Source organism: Kitasatospora sp. NA04385 (assembly GCF_013364235.1).
Classification (GTDB): domain Bacteria; phylum Actinomycetota; class Actinomycetes; order Streptomycetales; family Streptomycetaceae; genus Kitasatospora.
The window spans coordinates 5,147,344-5,165,279 of record NZ_CP054919.1 but is presented as its reverse complement, the minus strand read 5'-3'; the positions used below and the strand labels follow the sequence as shown (position 1 = coordinate 5,165,279).

The window sequence follows — 17,936 nt, the reverse complement described above, 5'->3', positions numbered from 1 at the left end:
TCGCCGGACTCTAGTAGGACCGCGCCCGCCGTGGTGCGATCCGGCGGTGTGATCTGCGCCGGAGGGGGTGTGATCTGCACCCCTCCGCCACTGCCCGGCCCCTCCCCCGGCGCGTCCACGGCGGCCAACCCCGGTACGGCGTACGGCTCTTCGGGCACCGCCTCTCGCCGCAGGCCGATCATCCGGCGCGTCCCGGCAGGCCCCTGCCCGCTCTTCCCCGGGCGGGCGGAGTGAGCGCGCGTCAGCGGTTCTCGCCGGGCACCCAGAGCACGTCGCCGCGCTCCTTGTTGGCGGTGCGCGCCAGGATGAACAGCAGGTCGGAGAGCCGGTTCAGGTACTTCGCGGTCAGCGGGTTGATGCCCTCCCCGTGCTCCTCGATCGCCGCCCAGGTGGCCCGCTCGGCCCGCCGCACCACCGTGCACGCCAGGTGCAGGTAGGCCGCGCCGGGCGTCCCGCCGGGCAGGATGAAGCTGCGCAGCTTCTCCAGCTCCTCCAGGAACCGGTCGCAGTCGGACTCCAGCCGGTCCACGTACGACTGCTCGACCCGCAGCGGCGGGTACTTCGGGTCCTCGACGATCGGGGTGGCCAGGTCCGCGCCGACGTCGAACAGGTCGTTCTGGACCCGGGTCAGCACCTCGACCAGTTCCGCGCCCAGCTGCCCGGCGGCCAGTGCCACGCCGAGCGCCGCGTTGGCCTCGTTGGTGTCCGCGTACGCGATCAGCCGGGGGTCGGTCTTGGTGGTCCGGCTCATGTCGCCGAGCGCGGTCGTGCCGTCGTCGCCGGTCCGGGTGTAGATGCGCGTCAGGTTCACCATGCCCGCAGCCTAGCGGGCGGGTTCACCGGCGTTAACAGGGCCTCACCTGCTCCGAGGAGCCTCAGGCGACGTTGACCCTCTGTCCCGGCGGCGCCGCCTCCAGCCAGGCCAGGAAGCCGGTCAGCGCGTCATCGCTCATCGCGAGCTCCAGCGGGGCGCCCTTGTGCAGGCAGCGCAGCACCACCGAGCCCGAGAGCAGGGCGAGCTCCTCCTGCCCCTGCGGGTAGCGGCGGCCCAGCACCTCGATCTCGGTGCGCGGCAGCACCCGGCGCGGCCGGGGCGCGTAGGAGAAGACCCGGAACCACTCGATCGAGTCGCCGCTGTAGCGGCCGATACCAAAAACCCACCCCTTGCCGTCGGTCTGCGGGACCGGGGCGGAGGTGGGTTGGCCGTTCTCGTCGAGATCCGGCTGCGTGGAGGCGTCGGCCGGCATTTTCAGGCGGTAGGAGCAGTCGAAGGTGCCGCCCACCCGCTGGATGAGGCGGCGGCGTACCGCGAAGCCGACCAATCCGGCAATGGCGAGGACCACGACCGCCGCGCACACCACAAGGGCGAGGACCATGCTCACCTACCTCCTCGCTGCCTTCGTCCCCGTGGCGGTCGATGCACGACCGCCCATTCCTACCAACTGATGCGACGGTCCCGGGGTCACGCTCCAGGCGTCCCCGGGACCGTCGCTGAAACCAGGCTCAGTGGTGCGCCTTGAGCCCGCCGGCGGCGAGCAGGCGGACCTCGGCGCGGCGCTCGGCGTGCGAGTCGGCCTCGGTCTTGGCGTTCTCCAGGGCGCGCTCGGCCCGGGCGACGTCGATCTCGTCGGCCAGCTCGGCGATCTCGGCGAGGATCGACAGCTTGTTGTCGGCGAACGAGATGAAGCCGCCGTGCACGGCGGCGACGACCGTGCCCTGGTCGGTGGTGCGGATGGTGACCGGACCGGTCTCCAGCACGCTCAGCACCGGGGTGTGACCCGGCATGATGCCGGTGTCACCGGAGGCCGTGCGGGCGACAACGATGGTGGCCGCACCGGACCACACCTTGCGGTCGGCTGCGACCAGCTCGACGTGCAGCTCAGCCAACGTGGGCTCCTTGGCTCTTGCCGGTCCTCGGGCACCCGGGCGAACGGGCGGCGATCTCGGCAGTTTCGGTAAGAATAACGGTCACGCGGCCCCGGAACGAAACCAAGGCCGGGTACATGACCGGGATCACAGCAGATCCAGCGGTGAGGGGTGGCCCCCGACGGAGAGCCGGGGACCACCCCTCAACGGTTCGGTCTGCCGTGCAACCGGCCTGCGGTTACTTCTTCAGCAGCTCGGCGGCGTTGCGCTCGAGGTCGTCGATGCCACCGCACATGAAGAAGGCCTGCTCCGGGACGTGGTCGTACTTGCCGTCCGCGATCGCGTTGAAGGCCTCGATGGTCTCCGACAGCGGGACGGTCGAACCGTCGACACCGGTGAACTGCTTCGCCACGTAGGTGTTCTGCGAGAGGAAGCGCTCGATGCGGCGGGCCCGCTGCACCGTGACCTTGTCCTCCTCGGACAGCTCGTCGATGCCGAGGATCGCGATGATGTCCTGGAGGTCCTTGTACTTCTGCAGGATCCCCTTGATGCGCACCGCGGTGTCGTAGTGCAGCGTGGTGATGTACCGCGGGTCGAGGATGCGGGACGTGGAGTCCAGCGGGTCGACGGCCGGGTAGATGCCCTTCTCCGAGATCGGGCGCGACAGCACGGTGGTCGCGTCCAGGTGGGCGAAGGTGGTGGCCGGCGCCGGGTCGGTCAGGTCGTCCGCGGGGACGTAGATCGCCTGCATCGAGGTGATCGAGTGACCGCGGGTCGAGGTGATGCGCTCCTGGAGGAGGCCCATCTCGTCGGCCAGGTTCGGCTGGTAGCCCACCGCGGAGGGCATGCGGCCGAGCAGGGTCGACACCTCGGAACCGGCCTGGGTGAACCGGAAGATGTTGTCGATGAAGAGGAGCACGTCCTGCTTCTCGACGTCGCGGAAGTACTCCGCCATGGTCAGCGCGGAGAGCGCGACGCGCAGACGGGTGCCCGGGGGCTCGTCCATCTGGCCGAAGACCAGCGCGGTCTTGTCCAGGACGCCCGAGTCGACCATCTCGTCGATGAGGTCGTTGCCCTCACGGGTGCGCTCGCCGACACCGGCGAACACCGACACACCACCGAAGTTCTCGGCGACGCGGTAGATCATCTCCTGGATCAGCACGGTCTTGCCGACACCGGCACCACCGAACAGACCGATCTTGCCACCCTGGACGTACGGGGTGAGGAGGTCGATGACCTTGATGCCGGTCTCGAACATCTCGGTCTTCGACTCGAGCTCGGAGAAGTTCGGGGCCTTGCGGTGGATCGGCCACTTGACCTGCACCTGGGACTCGAACTCGGCCTTGTCGACGTTCAGCACCTCACCGAGGGCGTTGAACACCTTGCCCTTGGTGATCTGGCCGACCGGGACGGAGATCGCCGCACCGGTGTCGGAGACCTGCGAACCGCGGACCAGGCCGTCGGTCGGCTGCATCGAGATGCCGCGGACCAGGCCGTCGCCGAGGTGCTGGGCGACCTCGAGGGTCAGGGTCTTCTTGCCCGAGCCGTCGGGGTTGTCCACCTCGACGTGCAGGGCGTTGAACATGTCCGGAATCGCGTCGACGGGGAACTCCACGTCGACGACCGGGCCGATGACCCGGGCGACGCGGCCCGTGGCCAGTCCGGCGCCCGTCGGCTCAACAGTGGTGGTCATACTCATTCGCTCCCGCGGCTAGCGTCGGCGAGGGCGTTGGCACCGCCGACGATCTCGCTGATTTCCTGGGTGATCTCGGCCTGTCGGGCCGAGTTGGCAAGCCGCGTGAGCGACTTGATGAGCTCGCCGGCGTTGTCCGTCGCGCTCTTCATCGCGCGGCGGCGGGCGGCGTGCTCGGAGGCGGCCGACTGCAGCAGCGCGTTGTAGATCCGGCTCTCGACGTACCGCGGCAGCAGTGCGTCGAGGACGCCCTCCGCCGACGGCTCGAAGTCGTACAGCGGGAAGATCTGGTTCTTGGCCGACGCGCCGTCGCTCAGCTCGACCTCGTCGAGCTTCAGCGGCAGCAGGCGGTGGTCCACGGCGTTCTGCGTCAGCATCGACACGAACTCGGTCGACACCAGGTGCAGTTCGTCCACCCCGCCGGTCTCCGCGGTGAAGGCCTCGATCAGGTCCGCCGCGACCGTCTTGGCGTCCCCGTAGGTCGGCTTGTCGGAGAAGCCGGTCCAGGAGTTCGCCACCGCCAGGTTGCGGAAGCCGTAGTAGCCCACGCCCTTGCGGCCGACGATGTACGTGACCACGTCCTTGCCCTCTTCGCGGAGGCGGGCGGCGAGCGCCAGCGACTGCTTGATGGCGTTGGTCGAGTAACCGCCCGCCAGGCCGCGGTCCGCCGTGATCAGCAGGACGGCGGCGCGCGAGGCGTTCGGGTTCTCGGTGGTCAGCGGGTGCTTCGCGGTGGACCGGGTGGCCACCGCGGTCACCGCGCGGGTGAGCTCGTCGGCGTACGGAGTGGAGGCGGCCACCGCGCGCTGCGCCTTGACGATGCGCGACGCGGAGATCATCTCCATCGCCTTGGTGATCTTCTTCGTCGCGGTGACGGAGCGGATGCGGCGCTTGTAGACCCGAAGCTGTGCTCCCATTGGGTCGTTACGTCCTTTCCCTCGCTACCGGACTCAGGCCTGCTCGGAGAGCAGCTTGCCGTCAGCCGTGGTGAAGCCCTGCTTGAAGGACGTGATCGCGGCGGTCAGCGCGTCGATCGTGCCCTGCTCCAGCAGGCCGGTCTCGACGATGCCGGCCAGGATGCCCTTGTGCTCCAGGCGGACGTTGTCCAGGAACTCGCGCTCGAAGCGGCGGATCTCCGCCACCGGGACGTCGTCCAGCTGACCGGTGGTGCCGGCCCAGATCGAGACGACCTGCTCCTCGACCGGGAACGGCTGGTACTGGCCCTGCTTCAGCAGCTCGACCATGCGCGCACCGCGCTCCAGCTGGGCCTTGGAGGCCGCGTCCAGGTCGGAACCGAAGGCGGCGAAGGCCTCCAGCTCACGGTACTGGGCGAGGTCCAGGCGCAGACGGCCGGCGACCGAGCGCATGGCCTTGATCTGGGCGGAGCCGCCGACGCGGGAGACCGAGATGCCGACGTTCACGGCCGGGCGGATGCCGGCGTTGAACAGGTCGGACTCCAGGAAGCACTGGCCGTCGGTGATCGAGATGACGTTGGTCGGGATGTACGCCGAGACGTCGTTGGCCTTGGTCTCGATGATCGGCAGACCGGTCATCGAGCCGCCGCCGAGGGCGTCGTTCAGCTTGGCGCAGCGCTCCAGCAGGCGGGAGTGCAGGTAGAAGACGTCGCCCGGGTAGGCCTCGCGGCCCGGCGGGCGGCGCAGCAGCAGGGAGACGGAGCGGTAGGCCTCGGCCTGCTTCGACAGGTCGTCGAAGACGATGAGGACGTGCTTGCCGTCGTACATCCACTCCTGGCCGATGGCCGAACCGGTGTACGGGGCGAGGTACTTGAAGCCGGCCGGGTCGGAGGCGGGAGCGGCCACGATGGTGGTGTACTCCAGCGCGCCGGCCTCCTCCAGGGCGCCGCGGACGGACGCGATGGTGGAGCCCTTCTGGCCCACGGCGACGTAGATGCAGCGGACCTGCTTCTCCGGGTCGCCCGAGCGCCAGTTGTCGCGCTGGTTGATGATCGTGTCGACGGCGACGGCGGTCTTGCCGGTCTGGCGGTCACCGATGATCAGCTGGCGCTGGCCGCGGCCGATCGGGGTCATCGCGTCGATCGCCTTGATGCCGGTCTGCAGCGGCTGCTTGACCGACTTGCGGGCCATGACGCCGGGGGCCTGCAGCTCCAGGGCGCGGCGGCCGGTGGCCGCGATCTCGCCCAGGCCGTCGATCGGGTTGCCCAGCGGGTCCACGACGCGGCCGAGGTAGCCGTCGCCGACCGGGACGGAGAGGACCTCGCCGGTGCGCTGCACCGTCTGGCCCTCCTCGATGCCCGAGAACTCACCGAGGACGACGACACCGATCTCGCGGGTGTCGAGGTTCAGCGCGAGGCCGAGGGTGCCGTCCTCGAACTTCAGCAGCTCGTTGGCCATGACCGAGGGCAGGCCCTCGACCTTGGCGATGCCGTCCATGGCCTCGGTGACCGTGCCGACCTCTTCACGCGAGGCCGCGTCCGGCTGGTACGACTGGACAAAGTCGGCCAGCGCGTCCCGGATCTCCTCCGGACGGATCGTAAGCTCCGCCATCAGGCTTCCCTGCTCTCCTAGTTTGCGATCCTCGGCCCGCCATTGAGGGCCGCAAGTGCTCGACTCTCGGCCGGGTCGGGTGAACCGGCCGTACGTTTTGCCGGCCCACCTGGTGTGGACCGACGCCCGACCGAGGGTCGGATAGTGCTGGTGCTCAGCCTTCGAGGCCCTGGCGAGCGCCTTCGAGGCGGCTCGCGACGGTGCCGTCGATGATCTCGTCGCCGATCTGGACCCGGACACCGCCCTGGACCGCGGGGTCCACGTCGATGTTCAGGTGGACCTGCCGGCCGTAGAGGCCGGCCAGGGCTGCGGCGAGGCGCTGCTTCTGGACGTCCGACAGCGGGATCGCGCTGGTGACCAGGGCCACCACGCGGCCCCGCCGGGAGGCGGCGAGCTTGGAGTAGGACTCCAGGCCGCCTTCCAGGCTACGACCACGCGGGTTGGTGACCAGGCTGGTGACCAGGCGGACGGTGCCCGCGTTGGCGCGGCCGCCGAGGAGCCCCTGCACCAGCGCGGCCTTGGCGGCGGCGTCGGCCTTCGGCTCGGTCAGCGCGGCGCGCAGCTCGTGCGAGCCCGCCACCACCCGGCCGAACCGGAACAGCTCGTCCTCGACGTCGTCCAGCACGCCCGCCTTGTCGGCGGCGATGACCTCGGCGTACGCGGCGAGTTCCTCGACCGCGTCGACCAGGTCGCGCGGGCCGGACCAGCGGGAGCGGACCAGGCCGGAGACCAGGTCGACGCTCTCGCCGGAGACCTGGCCGTCCAGCAGCGAGGCGACCAGCCGGGCCTTGTCCTGGCCGGACCGCGCGGGGTCGGTCAGGACGCGGCGCAGCGAGACCTCGCGGTCCAGCAGCGCGGTGACGGCAGCGAGTTCCCCGGCGAGCTTGGCCGAGTCCACCGAGGTGTTGTCGGTCAGGCTGTCGAGGTTCTCGCGGCCGGCGGCGAGTGCCTCACGGCTCGCGCCGATCACTTGGACGCACCCTGGGCAGCGGCGGCCTTGGACTCCAGCTCGCCCAGGAAGCGGTCGATGACACCGCTCTGGCGGGCGTGGTCCTCCAGCGACTCACCGACGATGCGGGAGGCCAGCTGGGAGGCCAGCGAACCGACGTCCTGGCGCAGGACCGCGGTCGCCTGCTTCTTGTCGGCCTCGATCTGGGCGTGGCCGGCGGCGACGATGGCCTCGCGCTGGCGCTGGCCCTCCTCGCGCATCTCGTTGATCAGGGCGGCGCCCTGCTCACGGGCGTGCTCGGTGATCCGAGCGGCCTCGTGACGCGCCTCGGCGAGCTCGGCACGGTACTGCTCCAGCAGGGCCTGGGCCTCGGCCTGAGCGGTCTCCGCGCGCTTCATGCCGCCTTCGATGGCGTCGCGACGCTCTCCCAGCACCTTCTCGATGCTGGGGAGGAGCTTCTTGCCGAGGATGCCGAAGACGATGAAGAAGCAGAGCAGGCCGATGATGACCTCGGGCCACGCGGGGAGAAGAGGGTTCATCTTCTCTTCCGCGAGGAAGACCTCGGGGGTCATATCAGAACCTTTCGTCGGTATTGGCTACTGGTGCGCCTGGCTCACTGGCCGTAGACGAACGGCATGACGATGCCGATCAGGGCGAGGGCCTCGGTCAGGGCGAAACCGATGAACATGTTGGAGCGGATCAGGCCGGCAGCCTCGGGCTGACGGGCCATCGCCTGCACGCCGTTACCGAAGATCAGACCGACACCGATGCCGGGGCCGATCGCGGCGAGGCCGTAGCCGATGGAAGCGACGGAACCGGTGACACCTTCAGCGAGAGCGGACATCTCAGCTAATCCTTTGCGGGGATGGGATACCGGTGGGTGTTGGCCACCGGGAGTTCAGGGCGCGGCCGGGGCCGCGGGGCTCAGTGCGCCTCTTCCAGGGCACCGGCGATGTAGCTGCTGGCGAGCATCACGAAGATGTACGCCTGCAGGAACTGCACCAGCAGCTCGAAGGCGGTCAGACCGACGGCCACCACGAACGACACCGAGCCGTACAGGGCGCCGATGGTGGGGCTGAGCAGGTACCACGAGGCCACCGAGAAGACGACGATCAGCAGGTGACCGGCGAACATGTTGGCGAAGGCTCGGACCGCGAGGGTGAAGGGGCGCACGAAGATATTCGAGAAGAACTCGATCGGCACCAGGATGACCATCACCCAGCCCGGGATGCCCGACGGCCAGCAGAGGTTCTTCATGCCGCCGACGAAGCCGTGCTTCTTGAAGGTCAGCCCCATGTAGGTGACCCACACGATCGCCGCCAGTCCGACCGGGTACGCGATGCGCGACATCACCGGGAACTGGGCGAACGGGATGATGGACATGATGTTCATGATCCACACGAAGAAGAACATCGAGACCAGCATCGGGACGTACTTCTCGCCCTTTTTGCCGATGGTCTCCAGCACGATGCTCCGCTTGACGAAGTCGTACCCGATCTCGCCGACCAGCTGGAGCTTGCCCGGGAGGAGCTTCGGCTTGGCGAAGGCCGCCCAGAAGAAGCCGACCACCAGCAGGGCGCAGATGATCGCCAGCAGCATCGGCTTGGTGAAGTGGACCCCGGCGACCGTGAAGATCGGCTTGAAGTCGAACTCACCGAGACCGGGGGCCGGGAAGCCGCAGCCGGAGAAAAGGTGGCAACTGGCCTCGGAGGCGAGCTGGACGTCAGCACCCACCACAGACTCCTTCGTTCTGACGCATGGTTACGGCAACCTCGGTGTGTCGGCGTGACCGGGGGCCACGGTGCGGCACTGGGACTTGTCGGATTTCTCGCTGACCCGGCGCGGCGCATATCCCCACCGCGGGATCTTCGAAAGCTTCGTGGAGCCGGGGGGCGATCCGTCCGATCATCGGAGGGACCTGGCCGCTTCCCGTACTCCGCCGTTGGGACGGACGATAGCAGCCCGTCAGGAGGGCATAAACACCGCCCCCCTCGCGAGGGGGACGGTATGCCCCGCTCACGGTTGACGCCCGGATTTCGGCTTGCCGTCGGGTTCCACGTAGAAGGTCTTGGCCTTGAGCCAGCCCCGGACCTGGAAGCCCATCCAGACGATCACCAGGCCGAGCAGGGAGAGGCCGAAGACCTTGTGGTCGAAGAAGGTGAGTCGTTTCGCCACCGCGAGCAGGACGCCGATCACCAGGATCTGGGTGGTGTAGACCACCATCGCGATCGGCATCAGCATCTGCGGGTTGTTGCGGCCCAGCCGGTCGAGCGCGATCTGGCCGGCGCCGAAGAAGGCGATCACGACGACGGTCGCGAGCAGGGCGCCGAGCAGACCCTTCCCTCCGGCGGTGGCGAAGGAGATCGCCATGGCGACGACTCCGGCGACCGCAGTGGGAATTGCGGCGCCACGGAGGATCCGGGCGTCGTGGGACGGCATGTCGGCAACTCCGGCGGCATGTCGGAAACGGGGGACGGAGACACGGGGTGCGAGGACCTCGCCGCGGGCAGCCGGTTGAACGGCGGACCCGTCGAGGGAGACCGACCAGGGACGGAAGTCCTCCACCTGTCAGGTCTTTCGGCGTGTTCTCGGTACTCGTGAACGGTATCACAAACTATTTGATGAGAGCTTTACCATGAACGTGTGGTACCTGTCACACGATGGGCCCAAGGGTGCCGCCGAACGGGTGCCGCCGAACGGCCCAACCGGAGTTGACCGACCGTCAGGACCGCCGCTCGCCGCGCTGCCCGACCGCCGTCGAGCCGGTGCCCAGCCGCCCGAGCATCGCCTTGTCCTCGGCCGACAGCTCGGCCATCGCGGGCACCTCGCCGTCCACCTCCGGTAGCTCCCCGTCCGGTTCGCCGTCCGGTTCGCCGGCCGCCGGGCCCGTCGCCGCGGCAGCGGTCTCCGGCTCCGCCGCCGGGCCCTCGCCGTCCCGGTAGCGGGGCGGCACGAAGGACTGGACGGCCTTGGGCGCGCGCGGCCGGAAGCGCGGCATCAGCAGCACCGCGAGGCCGACCAGGCACAGGCCCGCCATCGCCAGGATCACCGTGCGGCCGGTGTTGGTCACCGACACCGCGACGGTGCCGAAGGCGATCAGCGCGGCCCAGAAGTACATGATCAGCACGGCCCGGCTGTGCGAGTGCCCGACCTCCAGCAGCCGGTGGTGCAGGTGCTGCTTGTCCGCGGCGAACGGCGACTTGCCCGCCCAGGTGCGGCGCACCACGGCCAGCAGCAGGTCGGCCAGCGGCAGCGCGATCACCGTCAGCGGCAGGATCAGCGGAATGTAGATCGGCACCAGGGCGTGCACGGCGGTGGTCTGCGAACCGACCTGCTCGGTGATCAGGTCGGGGTCGACCCGGCCGGTGATGGAGATCGCCGCGACCGCCAGCATCAGGCCCAGCATCATCGAGCCGGAGTCGCCCATGAAGATCCGCGCCGGGTGCAGGTTGTGCGGCAGGAAGCCCAGGCACATGCCGATCAGCACGGCGGTGAACAGCGCGGCGGGCGCGGCGTCGTTGATCCCGTAGCCGAGCCAGAGCCGGTACGAGTAGAGGAAGAAGGCCATCGCGGCGATGCAGACCATGCCGGCCGCCAGGCCGTCCAGGCCGTCGATGAAGTTCACCGCGTTGACCATCACGACGACCAGCGCGACCGAGATCAGCATGCCCTGGGTCGGGGTGACCGGGACGGAGCCGTAGCCGGGCACCGGGATGGCGATCACCGTGATGCCCTGCCAGACCATCACGCCGGCGGCGATCATCTGGCCGCCGAGCTTCACCAGCGCGTCCACGCCCCACTTGTCGTCCAGGACGCCCAGCACGAACATGATCCCGGCCCCGCAGAGCAGCGCCTTGATGTCCGCGCTCTGCACGAACATCCGCCCCAGGCCGGACAGTTGGGAGGCCGCGAGCAGGCCGGCCAGCAGGCCGCCGAACATCGCGATGCCGCCCAGCCGGGGGGTGGGCTCGCGGTGCACGTCGCGCGCCCGGACGGCGGGCATCGCACCGGCCGCGATGGCGAACTTCCGCACCGGGCTGACCAGCAGGTAGGTCACCGCCGCCGAGACGAACATGACCAGCAGATACTCACGCACCACCGGCCTCCATGGACACGCTCGGACGGACGAGTACGCAGGGTACTCCCGTGCTGGTTCGGGGTTCGAGGTGCGTCGCCACGGAGCACACCTTATTGACTCCGACGCCCGGCACCCGCATCGCGGTTCTCCCGAGCGGACGCGCGGGCGCCCGGCGGGCCGCTCAGGGGCGTCCGGCGAACGCCCGGGCCAGCTCCCGCACCCGCTCCCGCACCGGTTCGAGCGGCTCCCCGCCGAGCACCCGGCCCAGCAGCCCGCCGACCTCGCCGAGCTCCTCCTCCCCCATCCCCTGGGCCGCGCACGTCCCGGTGCCCAGCCTGATCCCGGAGGTCTCGGTCGGCGGCGCCGGGTCGTACGGGAGGGCGCACCGGCCGAGCAACAGCCCGGCGGCGGCGCACCGGCGCTCGGCCTCCACCCCGCTCAGCCCCAGCCCGCCGACCGAGGCGGTCACCAGGTGGGTGTCGGTGCCGCCGGTGACCGGCGGCGCCCCGGCGGCGGCCAGCGCCGCGGCCAGCGCCCGGGCCCCGGAGACCGCCCGGCGGACGTAGCCGGTGTGGGCGGGGGTGGCGGCCTGGGCCAGGGCCACCGCCTTGGCGGCCACCTCGTTCATCGCCGCGCCGCCCTGGCTGAACGGGAACACCGCCCGGTCGATCCGGTCGGCCAGCTCCGCGGTGCACAGCAGCAGGCCGCCGCGCGGGCCGCGCAGCAGCTTGTGGGTGGTGGCCACGGTGACGTCCGCGTACGGCACCGGGGAGGGCGCGGCGCCGGCCGCGACCAGGCCCGCGGTCTGCCCGGCGGCGGCGATCAGGTAGGCGTCCACCTCGTCGGCGATCTCCCGGAAGGCGGCCCAGTCGATGTGCCGCGGGTAGGAGATGCCGCCCGCCACGATCGCCTTGGGGCGGTGCTCGCGGGCCAGGTCGCGGACCTGGTCGAGGTCGATCCGGCCGTCGTCGGCGCGCACCCCGTAGCCGTGGAAGCGGAACCAGCGGCCGGAGAAGTTGGCGCGCGAGCCGGCGCTCAGGTGGCCGCCGTGCTCCAGCGACATCGCGAGCACCGCGTCGTCCGGCCGCAGCAGCGCCGCGTAGGCCGCCAGCATCGCCGAAGTCCCGGACCGGGGCTGGACGTTGGCGTGCGGGGCGGCGAACAGCTCGCGGGCCCGGTCGATCGCCAGCAGCTCGACGGTGTCGGCGGGCGCGCAGCCGGTGTGGTGGCGGCGGCCGGGGTAGCCGTCGGCGTACTTGTCGGCCAGCGGGCCGGCCAGCGCGTCCAGCACGGCGGGGGTGGCCAGGCTCTCCCCGGCGAGCAGTTGCAGGCCCAGCGTCCGGCGCTCGGCCTCGGCGGTGAGCAGGTCGGCGATCAGCGGGTCGGCCGCGCGCAGGGCCTCGGCGGCCTCCCAGGGGACGGATGGGGCGTCGGCGACCGTCATGGTGCGGCTCCAGGCTGCGGTGCGGGCAGGTTTCCCCAGCGTAGGTCGGCCCCCGCCGCCCGGCTCGCCCGCACACGCGGGCTTGCGCCTTTCCGGTTGCCACCACGGCCTGCGCACCCAGTCTTCACGAATCCCCCACGGAAACTTTAGTGGAGGGCGCTCAACTCAGCGGGCCACACCCGTCAGTGCGGTCACCACCGGGTCCAGCGCGTCGAATATCTCCTCGCCGCAGTTGCGGAACATCCCGATCGGGGCCCCGTACGGGTCCCTCAGCTCGTCGAACTCGGGCGCGGAGGCCAGCAGCCAGCCCCGCAGGGCGGCGGCCGAACGGACCAGTGCGCGGGCGCGCTCGGTCAGCCGCGCGCCGTCCCTGGGGTCCGGCAGGGTGCCCGGGTCGACCCTTTGCACCAGACGGGTGAACTCCTTGATGGTGAAGGTGCGCAGCCCCGCCGAGTGCCCCATCGAGATGACCTGCGCCCGGTGGTCCAGGGTCGCGGTCAGCACCAGGTCGGCGTCGATCACGTGCTCGTCCAGCAGCTCCCGGCCCGCGAAGCCGGCGCTGTCCGCGCCGTACTCGCCGAGCACCGTCGCCGCGTGCGCCTCCATCGGGGCGCCCTCGTGGCCCCAGGTGCCGGCGCTCTCCACCACGATCCGGCGGCCGGTCCGCACGCCCAGCCGGGCGTCCAGCTCCAGCCGGGCGAGGCGCTCGGCGATCGGGGAGCGGCAGATGTTGCCGGTGCAGACGAACAGGATGCGGAAGGTGTCCAACGGGAGCGGCCCCGGCTCCGCGAAGGGGCTCAGGGCGCTCCCCGCTCCGTACGACGGGGCGGCGGCGGTCAACTGCCGGCCTCCACGTCCGGAACGACCTCCCTCAGCTGCTCGACGCCGATCGCGCCCGCCCGCAGCACCACCGGCACCTTGCCGGTGACGTCGACGATGGTGGAGGGCGTGCCGTAGTCGGCCGTCCCGCCGTCCAGGTAGATCGACACCGCGTCGCCGAGCTGCGACTGGGCCTCGTCGCAGGTGGACGGGGACGGGCCGCCGGTCTTGTTGCCGGAGGAGACCGCGAGCGGGCCGGTGGCGTTCAGCAGCTCCAGGACGACCGGGTGCAGCGGCATCCGGACCGCGACGGTGCCCCGGGTCTCGCCCAGGTCCCAGCGCAGCGACGGCTGGTGGCGGGCGACCAGGGTCAGGCCGCCCGGCCAGAACGCGTCCACCAGCTCCCAGGCCTGCTCGGAGAAGTCGGTGACCAGCCCGTGCAGCGTGGTCGGCGAGCCGACCAGCACCGGCGAGGGCATGTTCCGGCCCCGGCCCTTGGCGGCCAGCAGTGCGCCGACCGCGTCCGGCGAGAAGGCGTCGGCGGCGATCCCGTAGACGGTGTCGGTCGGCACCACCACGAGTTCCCCGCGGCGGATCGCCGTGGCGGCCTCACGCAGCCCGCTGGCGCGGTCCTGGGCGTCGGAGCAGTCGTATCGGCGGCTCATCGGAGCAATCCCCTTCCGGTGGTGTCAGTGGTGCGTACGGCGGGACGCGGCACGCGGTCGTACGGGGCCCGGTGCGCCCGACGACGCCGTCCGGGCCGTCGTGCTGGGCCCGGTGTTCACAACGACGCCGTCCGGGCCGTCGTGCTGGGCTCGATGTTCACAACGACGCCTTTCGGGCTGTCGTGCTGGACTCGATGTTCACAACGACGCCCTCCGGGCCGTCGTGCTGAGCTGGATGTTCACAACGACGCCCTCCGGGCTGTTGTGAAGCGGGGCCGGTTGTTGAGGTCCCGGTGGTCGGCCGCGTCCGTCCAGCCGCCCTCCTCGCGGAAGATCCACGGGACCTGCCCGCCCTGGGTGTCCGCGTGCTCGATCACCACCGCGCCGCCGGGGCGCAGCAGCCGGGCGGCGACCCGTTCGATGCCGCGGATGGTGTCCAGCCCGTCCTCGCCGGAGAACAGCGACATCTGCGGGTCGTGGTCGCGGGCCTCGGGGGCGACGTACTCCCACTCGGTGAGCGGGATGTAGGGCGGGTTGCTGATCACCAGGTCGAAGCGGCCGTCCCAGCCGCGGTCGTCCGCGAAGGCCCGGGTGGCGTCGCCCTGGTGCAGGTGGACCCGGGCCCGGTCGGGGCTGGCCTCGACGTTGCGCCGGGTGTAGGCGAGGGCGCCCTCGTCGAGTTCGAAGGCGTGCACGGTCGAGCGGGGCAGTTCCTGGGCGAGGGCCAGCGCGATCGCCCCGGAGCCGGTGCACAGGTCGACCACCAGCGGCTCGGCCACGTCCATCGCGCGGACCGCGTCTATCGCCCACTCGACCACCGACTCGGTCTCCGGCCGGGGCACGAACACCCCGGGGCCGACCTCCAGTTCGAGGTAGCGGAAGAACGCCCGCCCGGTGATGTGCTGGAGCGGCTCGCGCTGCTCGCGGCGGGAGACCGCCTCCCAGTACCGGGCGTCGAAGTCGCCGTCCGGCACGGTGTGCAGCTGGCTGCGCTTCACGCCGTGGATGTGCGCCGCCAGCTCCTCCGCGTCGAAGCGCGGCGAGGGCACGCCGGCCGAGGCCAGGCGCTGGGTGGCCTGGGCCACCTCGGCGAGCAGCAGGTTCATCCCTCGGCCCCTCTTGTGATCAGTTCTCCTGGGCGGCGGCCAGCTTGGCCGCGGCGTCGGCGTCCACGCAGGACTGGATCACCGCGTTCAGCTCGCCGTCCAGCACCTGGTCCAGGTTGTACGACTTGAAGCCGGTGCGGTGGTCGGAGATCCGGTTCTCCGGGAAGTTGTACGTCCGGATCCGCTCGGAGCGGTCGACGGTGCGCACCTGGCTGCGGCGGGCGTCGGACGCCTCCCGCTCGGCCTCCTCCTGCGCGGCGGCCAGCAGCCGCGAACGCAGGATGCGCATCGCCTGCTCCTTGTTCTGCAGCTGGCTCTTCTCGTTCTGGCAGGACGCCACGATACCGGTCGGCAGGTGGGTGATCCGGACCGCGGAGTCGGTGGTGTTCACCGACTGCCCGCCGGGGCCGGAGGAGCGGTAGACGTCGATCCGCAGGTCGTTGGCGTGGATCTCCACCTCGACCTCCTCGGCCTCCGGGGTGACCAGCACGCCCGCGGCGGAGGTGTGGATCCGGCCCTGCGACTCGGTCGCGGGCACCCGCTGCACCCGGTGCACGCCGCCCTCGTACTTCAGCCGGGCCCAGACGCCCTGGCCGGGCTCGGTGGTGCCCCTGGTCTTCACCGCCACCGAGACGTCCTTGTAGCCGCCGAGGTCGGACTCGTTGGCGTCGATGATCTCGGTCTTCCAGCCGAGCCGCTCCGCGTAGCGCAGGTACATCCGCAGCAGGTCGCCGGCGAACAGCGCCGACTCCTCGCCGCCCTCGCCCGCCTTGACCTCCAGGATGACGTCCTTGTCGTCGTTGGGGTCGCGCGGCACCAGCAGCAGCCGCAGCTCCTCGGTCAGCTCGTCCTGGCGGGCCTCCGAGGACTTCGCCTCGGCGATGAAGTCCGGGTCCTCGGCGGCGAGTTCGCGCGCGGCGACGATGTCCTCGCCGGCCTGCTTCCAGGCCAGGTACGTCCGGGTGATCGGGGTCAGCTCGGCGTAGCGCTTGGCCAGCTTGCGGGCGTTCGCCTGGTCGGCGTGCACCGACGGGTCGGCCAGCCTCTTCTCGAGGTCGGCGTGCTCGACGAGGAGCTCTTCGACTGCCTCGAACATCGGTCCGTCCTACTTCCGTGAGTGTGCCGCGGGGGTGCTGGAGGGGGAAGACGCGAACGGCGCCGGCCCGGACGCCGCCGTGACGAGCACGGGACGTCCGAGACCGGCGCCGTGGAAGCGCTAGGCCTTGCCGCCGGAGAGCTTCTTGCCGAAGCGGGCCTCGAAGCGGGCCACGCGGCCACCGGTGTCGAGGATCTTCTGCTTGCCGGTGTAGAACGGGTGGCAGTTCGAGCAGACCTCGGCGCGGATCTCGCCGCTGGTCTCGGTGGAGCGGGTGGTGAACTCGTTGCCACAGGTGCAGGTCACCTTGGTGAGCACGTACTCCGGGTGAACGTTGGACTTCAAGGGATTCTCCTAGCTGATCGGGAGGGCACCGGGTCGGCGGACTGGGCAGCCGCTCGTGAACCGGGACCGACGGACCAGTGTGCCAGCACTGCCCGCTTCTTCCCAAACCGGGAGCCGGATCCCGCTATTCCGTTCCCCCGTCCACTGCCCCGTCCGCGCCCCCGCCCACCGTGGTCGCCCGCGCGGTGGCGCTCGCCGGGGCGGACGGGGTGCGGCTCGGGGCGGTCGGGGTGCCGGTCGGAGCGTCGGTCGGGATGCCGGACCAGTCGCCGGTCGGGGCGTCGGACGGGGAGGTCTGCACCGGGTTGGTCGGCTGCTCCCGGAGCACCGACTCCGGCACCGCGCCGTCGGCACGCAGCGCCGTCCACAGCTGCTGGGCGTCCGGGGTCCTCGGAACCACCCGGTTGGGGTCGCTGACCGCGTACGCCACCGGGAGGGTGACCATGGTGAGCTGGTCGGGGCCGATCTTCTTGAGCGTCTGAGCCAGGCCCACCAGGGCGCTCACCGAGGCCAGGTCGGAGTCGGTGGTCAGCGAGCTGGTCAGCCGGTCGCCGAGCCGCCACATCGCCACCGGGTTGGAGGCCAGGCCGAGCGAGCCGATCCGCCCGAGCATCGCCTTGACCATCTCCTTCTGGAGCTCGATCCGGCCCAGGTCGCTGCCGTCGCCGATGCCGTGCCTGGTCCGGACGAAGGCCAGGGCCTGCTGGCCGCCCAGGTGGTGGCTGCCGGCGTCCAGGTGCAGCCCGCTGTCCTTGTCGTCGATCGGCACCGTGGTGGTGACGTCCACCCCGCCGATCGCGTCGATCATCGCGGCGAACCCGGCGAAGTCCACCTCGACGAAGTGGTCCATCCGCATCCCGGTGAGCTGTTCGGCGGTCTTCACCGCGCAGGCCGGGCCGCCGACCTCGTACGCGGAGTTGAACATGGCGCTGCGGACCGCGGCGACCGGCTTGCCGTCGGTGCCGGTGCAGGCCGGACGGGGGACGAGGGTGTCCCGGGGTATCGAGACCACCGAGGCGGCGGTGTGCGCCTGGTTGACGTGCACCACCATCGCGGTGTCCGAGCGGGCGCTGTCGCCGGTGTCGCCGCCGGCCAGGTTCCCGTTGGAGCCGCTGCGGGAGTCGGAGCCGAGCACCAGCAGGTTGAACGCCCCGCCGGTGGAGGCGGGCGGCCGGGCGGTGCCCAGCTGGCCGGAGATGTCGACGCCGTGGATGTTCCCGTTCAGCTTCCAGTAGGCGAAGCCGCCGGCCCCGGCGCCGACCAGGACGAGGCCGGCCAGCGCGAACAGCGCGATCCGCAGCCCGCGGCGGCGCGCGGGGCGGTGCTTGGTGTTCTCGGCCATACCGCCTC

Annotated in this window: 19 protein-coding genes; all 19 read right to left on the bottom strand. The window is 70.9% G+C overall.

Features of this window, described 5'->3' with window-relative positions; all coding sequences use genetic code 11:
- Positions 1–241: 241 nt before the first annotated feature.
- The 19 genes from HUT16_RS23140 to HUT16_RS23050 all read right to left on the bottom strand — a co-directional run bounded on the left by HUT16_RS23140 (position 242) and on the right by HUT16_RS23050 (position 17,928).
- Positions 242–814, bottom strand: a complete 573-nt coding sequence (locus HUT16_RS23140; RefSeq protein WP_176190008.1) for a cob(I)yrinic acid a,c-diamide adenosyltransferase — start codon at positions 812–814, stop codon at positions 242–244.
- A 61-nt stretch (positions 815–875) separates the two neighbouring features.
- Positions 876–1,376 carry a DUF2550 domain-containing protein gene (locus HUT16_RS23135; RefSeq protein WP_176190007.1) on the bottom strand — a complete coding sequence of 167 codons (501 nt, stop codon included), beginning with the start codon at positions 1,374–1,376 and terminating at the stop codon, positions 876–878.
- Positions 1,377–1,503: 127 nt separating this feature from the next.
- Positions 1,504–1,887 carry a F0F1 ATP synthase subunit epsilon gene (locus HUT16_RS23130; protein ID WP_176190006.1) on the bottom strand — a complete coding sequence of 128 codons (384 nt, stop codon included), beginning with the start codon at positions 1,885–1,887 and terminating at the stop codon, positions 1,504–1,506.
- 217 nt (positions 1,888–2,104) lie between these two features.
- Positions 2,105–3,559 (bottom strand): F0F1 ATP synthase subunit beta, encoded by a 1,455-nt coding sequence (gene atpD, locus HUT16_RS23125; RefSeq protein ID WP_176190005.1) that lies wholly within the window; start codon positions 3,557–3,559, stop codon positions 2,105–2,107.
- A 2-nt stretch (positions 3,560–3,561) separates the two neighbouring features.
- Complete coding sequence (locus HUT16_RS23120; RefSeq protein ID WP_176190004.1) at positions 3,562–4,476, bottom strand: F0F1 ATP synthase subunit gamma; 915 nt, start codon at positions 4,474–4,476, stop codon at positions 3,562–3,564.
- 33 nt (positions 4,477–4,509) lie between these two features.
- Complete coding sequence (gene atpA, locus HUT16_RS23115; protein WP_033252986.1) at positions 4,510–6,084, bottom strand: F0F1 ATP synthase subunit alpha; 1,575 nt, start codon at positions 6,082–6,084, stop codon at positions 4,510–4,512.
- Positions 6,085–6,238: 154 nt separating this feature from the next.
- Positions 6,239–7,054, bottom strand: a complete 816-nt coding sequence (locus tag HUT16_RS23110) for a F0F1 ATP synthase subunit delta (RefSeq protein WP_176190003.1) — start codon at positions 7,052–7,054, stop codon at positions 6,239–6,241.
- On the bottom strand, positions 7,051–7,605 hold the full coding sequence (locus tag HUT16_RS23105; protein WP_176190002.1) for a F0F1 ATP synthase subunit B: 555 nt from the start codon (positions 7,603–7,605) through the stop codon (positions 7,051–7,053). The genes HUT16_RS23110 and HUT16_RS23105 overlap by 4 nt, the downstream gene beginning before the upstream one ends.
- Positions 7,606–7,646: 41 nt before the next feature.
- Positions 7,647–7,877: an ATP synthase F0 subunit C gene (gene atpE / locus HUT16_RS23100; protein ID WP_176190001.1), complete on the bottom strand. Its 231-nt coding sequence runs from the start codon at positions 7,875–7,877 to the stop codon at positions 7,647–7,649.
- Positions 7,878–7,957: 80 nt separating this feature from the next.
- The gene (gene atpB / locus HUT16_RS23095) at positions 7,958–8,767 is read right to left on the bottom strand and encodes a F0F1 ATP synthase subunit A (protein ID WP_176190000.1); all 810 of its coding nucleotides are present in this window, start codon (positions 8,765–8,767) and stop codon (positions 7,958–7,960) included.
- 282 nt (positions 8,768–9,049) lie between these two features.
- The gene (locus HUT16_RS23090; RefSeq protein ID WP_254897950.1) at positions 9,050–9,403 is read right to left on the bottom strand and encodes a hypothetical protein; all 354 of its coding nucleotides are present in this window, start codon (positions 9,401–9,403) and stop codon (positions 9,050–9,052) included.
- Positions 9,404–9,755: 352 nt separating this feature from the next.
- On the bottom strand, positions 9,756–11,129 hold the full coding sequence (locus HUT16_RS23085) for a glycosyltransferase family 4 protein (protein ID WP_176189998.1): 1,374 nt from the start codon (positions 11,127–11,129) through the stop codon (positions 9,756–9,758).
- Between the two features lie 163 nt (positions 11,130–11,292).
- The gene (glyA, locus tag HUT16_RS23080; protein WP_176189997.1) at positions 11,293–12,555 is read right to left on the bottom strand and encodes a serine hydroxymethyltransferase; all 1,263 of its coding nucleotides are present in this window, start codon (positions 12,553–12,555) and stop codon (positions 11,293–11,295) included.
- 165 nt (positions 12,556–12,720) lie between these two features.
- Positions 12,721–13,356 (bottom strand): protein-tyrosine-phosphatase, encoded by a 636-nt coding sequence (locus HUT16_RS23075; RefSeq protein ID WP_176192822.1) that lies wholly within the window; start codon positions 13,354–13,356, stop codon positions 12,721–12,723.
- A gap of 35 nt (positions 13,357–13,391) precedes the next feature.
- On the bottom strand, positions 13,392–14,039 hold the full coding sequence (locus tag HUT16_RS23070; protein WP_176189996.1) for an L-threonylcarbamoyladenylate synthase: 648 nt from the start codon (positions 14,037–14,039) through the stop codon (positions 13,392–13,394).
- 239 nt (positions 14,040–14,278) lie between these two features.
- Positions 14,279–15,145 (bottom strand): peptide chain release factor N(5)-glutamine methyltransferase, encoded by an 867-nt coding sequence (gene prmC, locus HUT16_RS23065; protein WP_176189995.1) that lies wholly within the window; start codon positions 15,143–15,145, stop codon positions 14,279–14,281.
- A 19-nt stretch (positions 15,146–15,164) separates the two neighbouring features.
- Positions 15,165–16,241, bottom strand: a complete 1,077-nt coding sequence (prfA, locus tag HUT16_RS23060; RefSeq protein WP_176189994.1) for a peptide chain release factor 1 — start codon at positions 16,239–16,241, stop codon at positions 15,165–15,167.
- Positions 16,242–16,361: 120 nt separating this feature from the next.
- Positions 16,362–16,586 (bottom strand): 50S ribosomal protein L31, encoded by a 225-nt coding sequence (rpmE, locus tag HUT16_RS23055; RefSeq protein WP_033214688.1) that lies wholly within the window; start codon positions 16,584–16,586, stop codon positions 16,362–16,364.
- Between the two features lie 124 nt (positions 16,587–16,710).
- Positions 16,711–17,928 carry an LCP family protein gene (locus HUT16_RS23050; protein ID WP_176189993.1) on the bottom strand — a complete coding sequence of 406 codons (1,218 nt, stop codon included), beginning with the start codon at positions 17,926–17,928 and terminating at the stop codon, positions 16,711–16,713.
- Between the last annotated feature and the right edge of the window lie 8 nt (positions 17,929–17,936).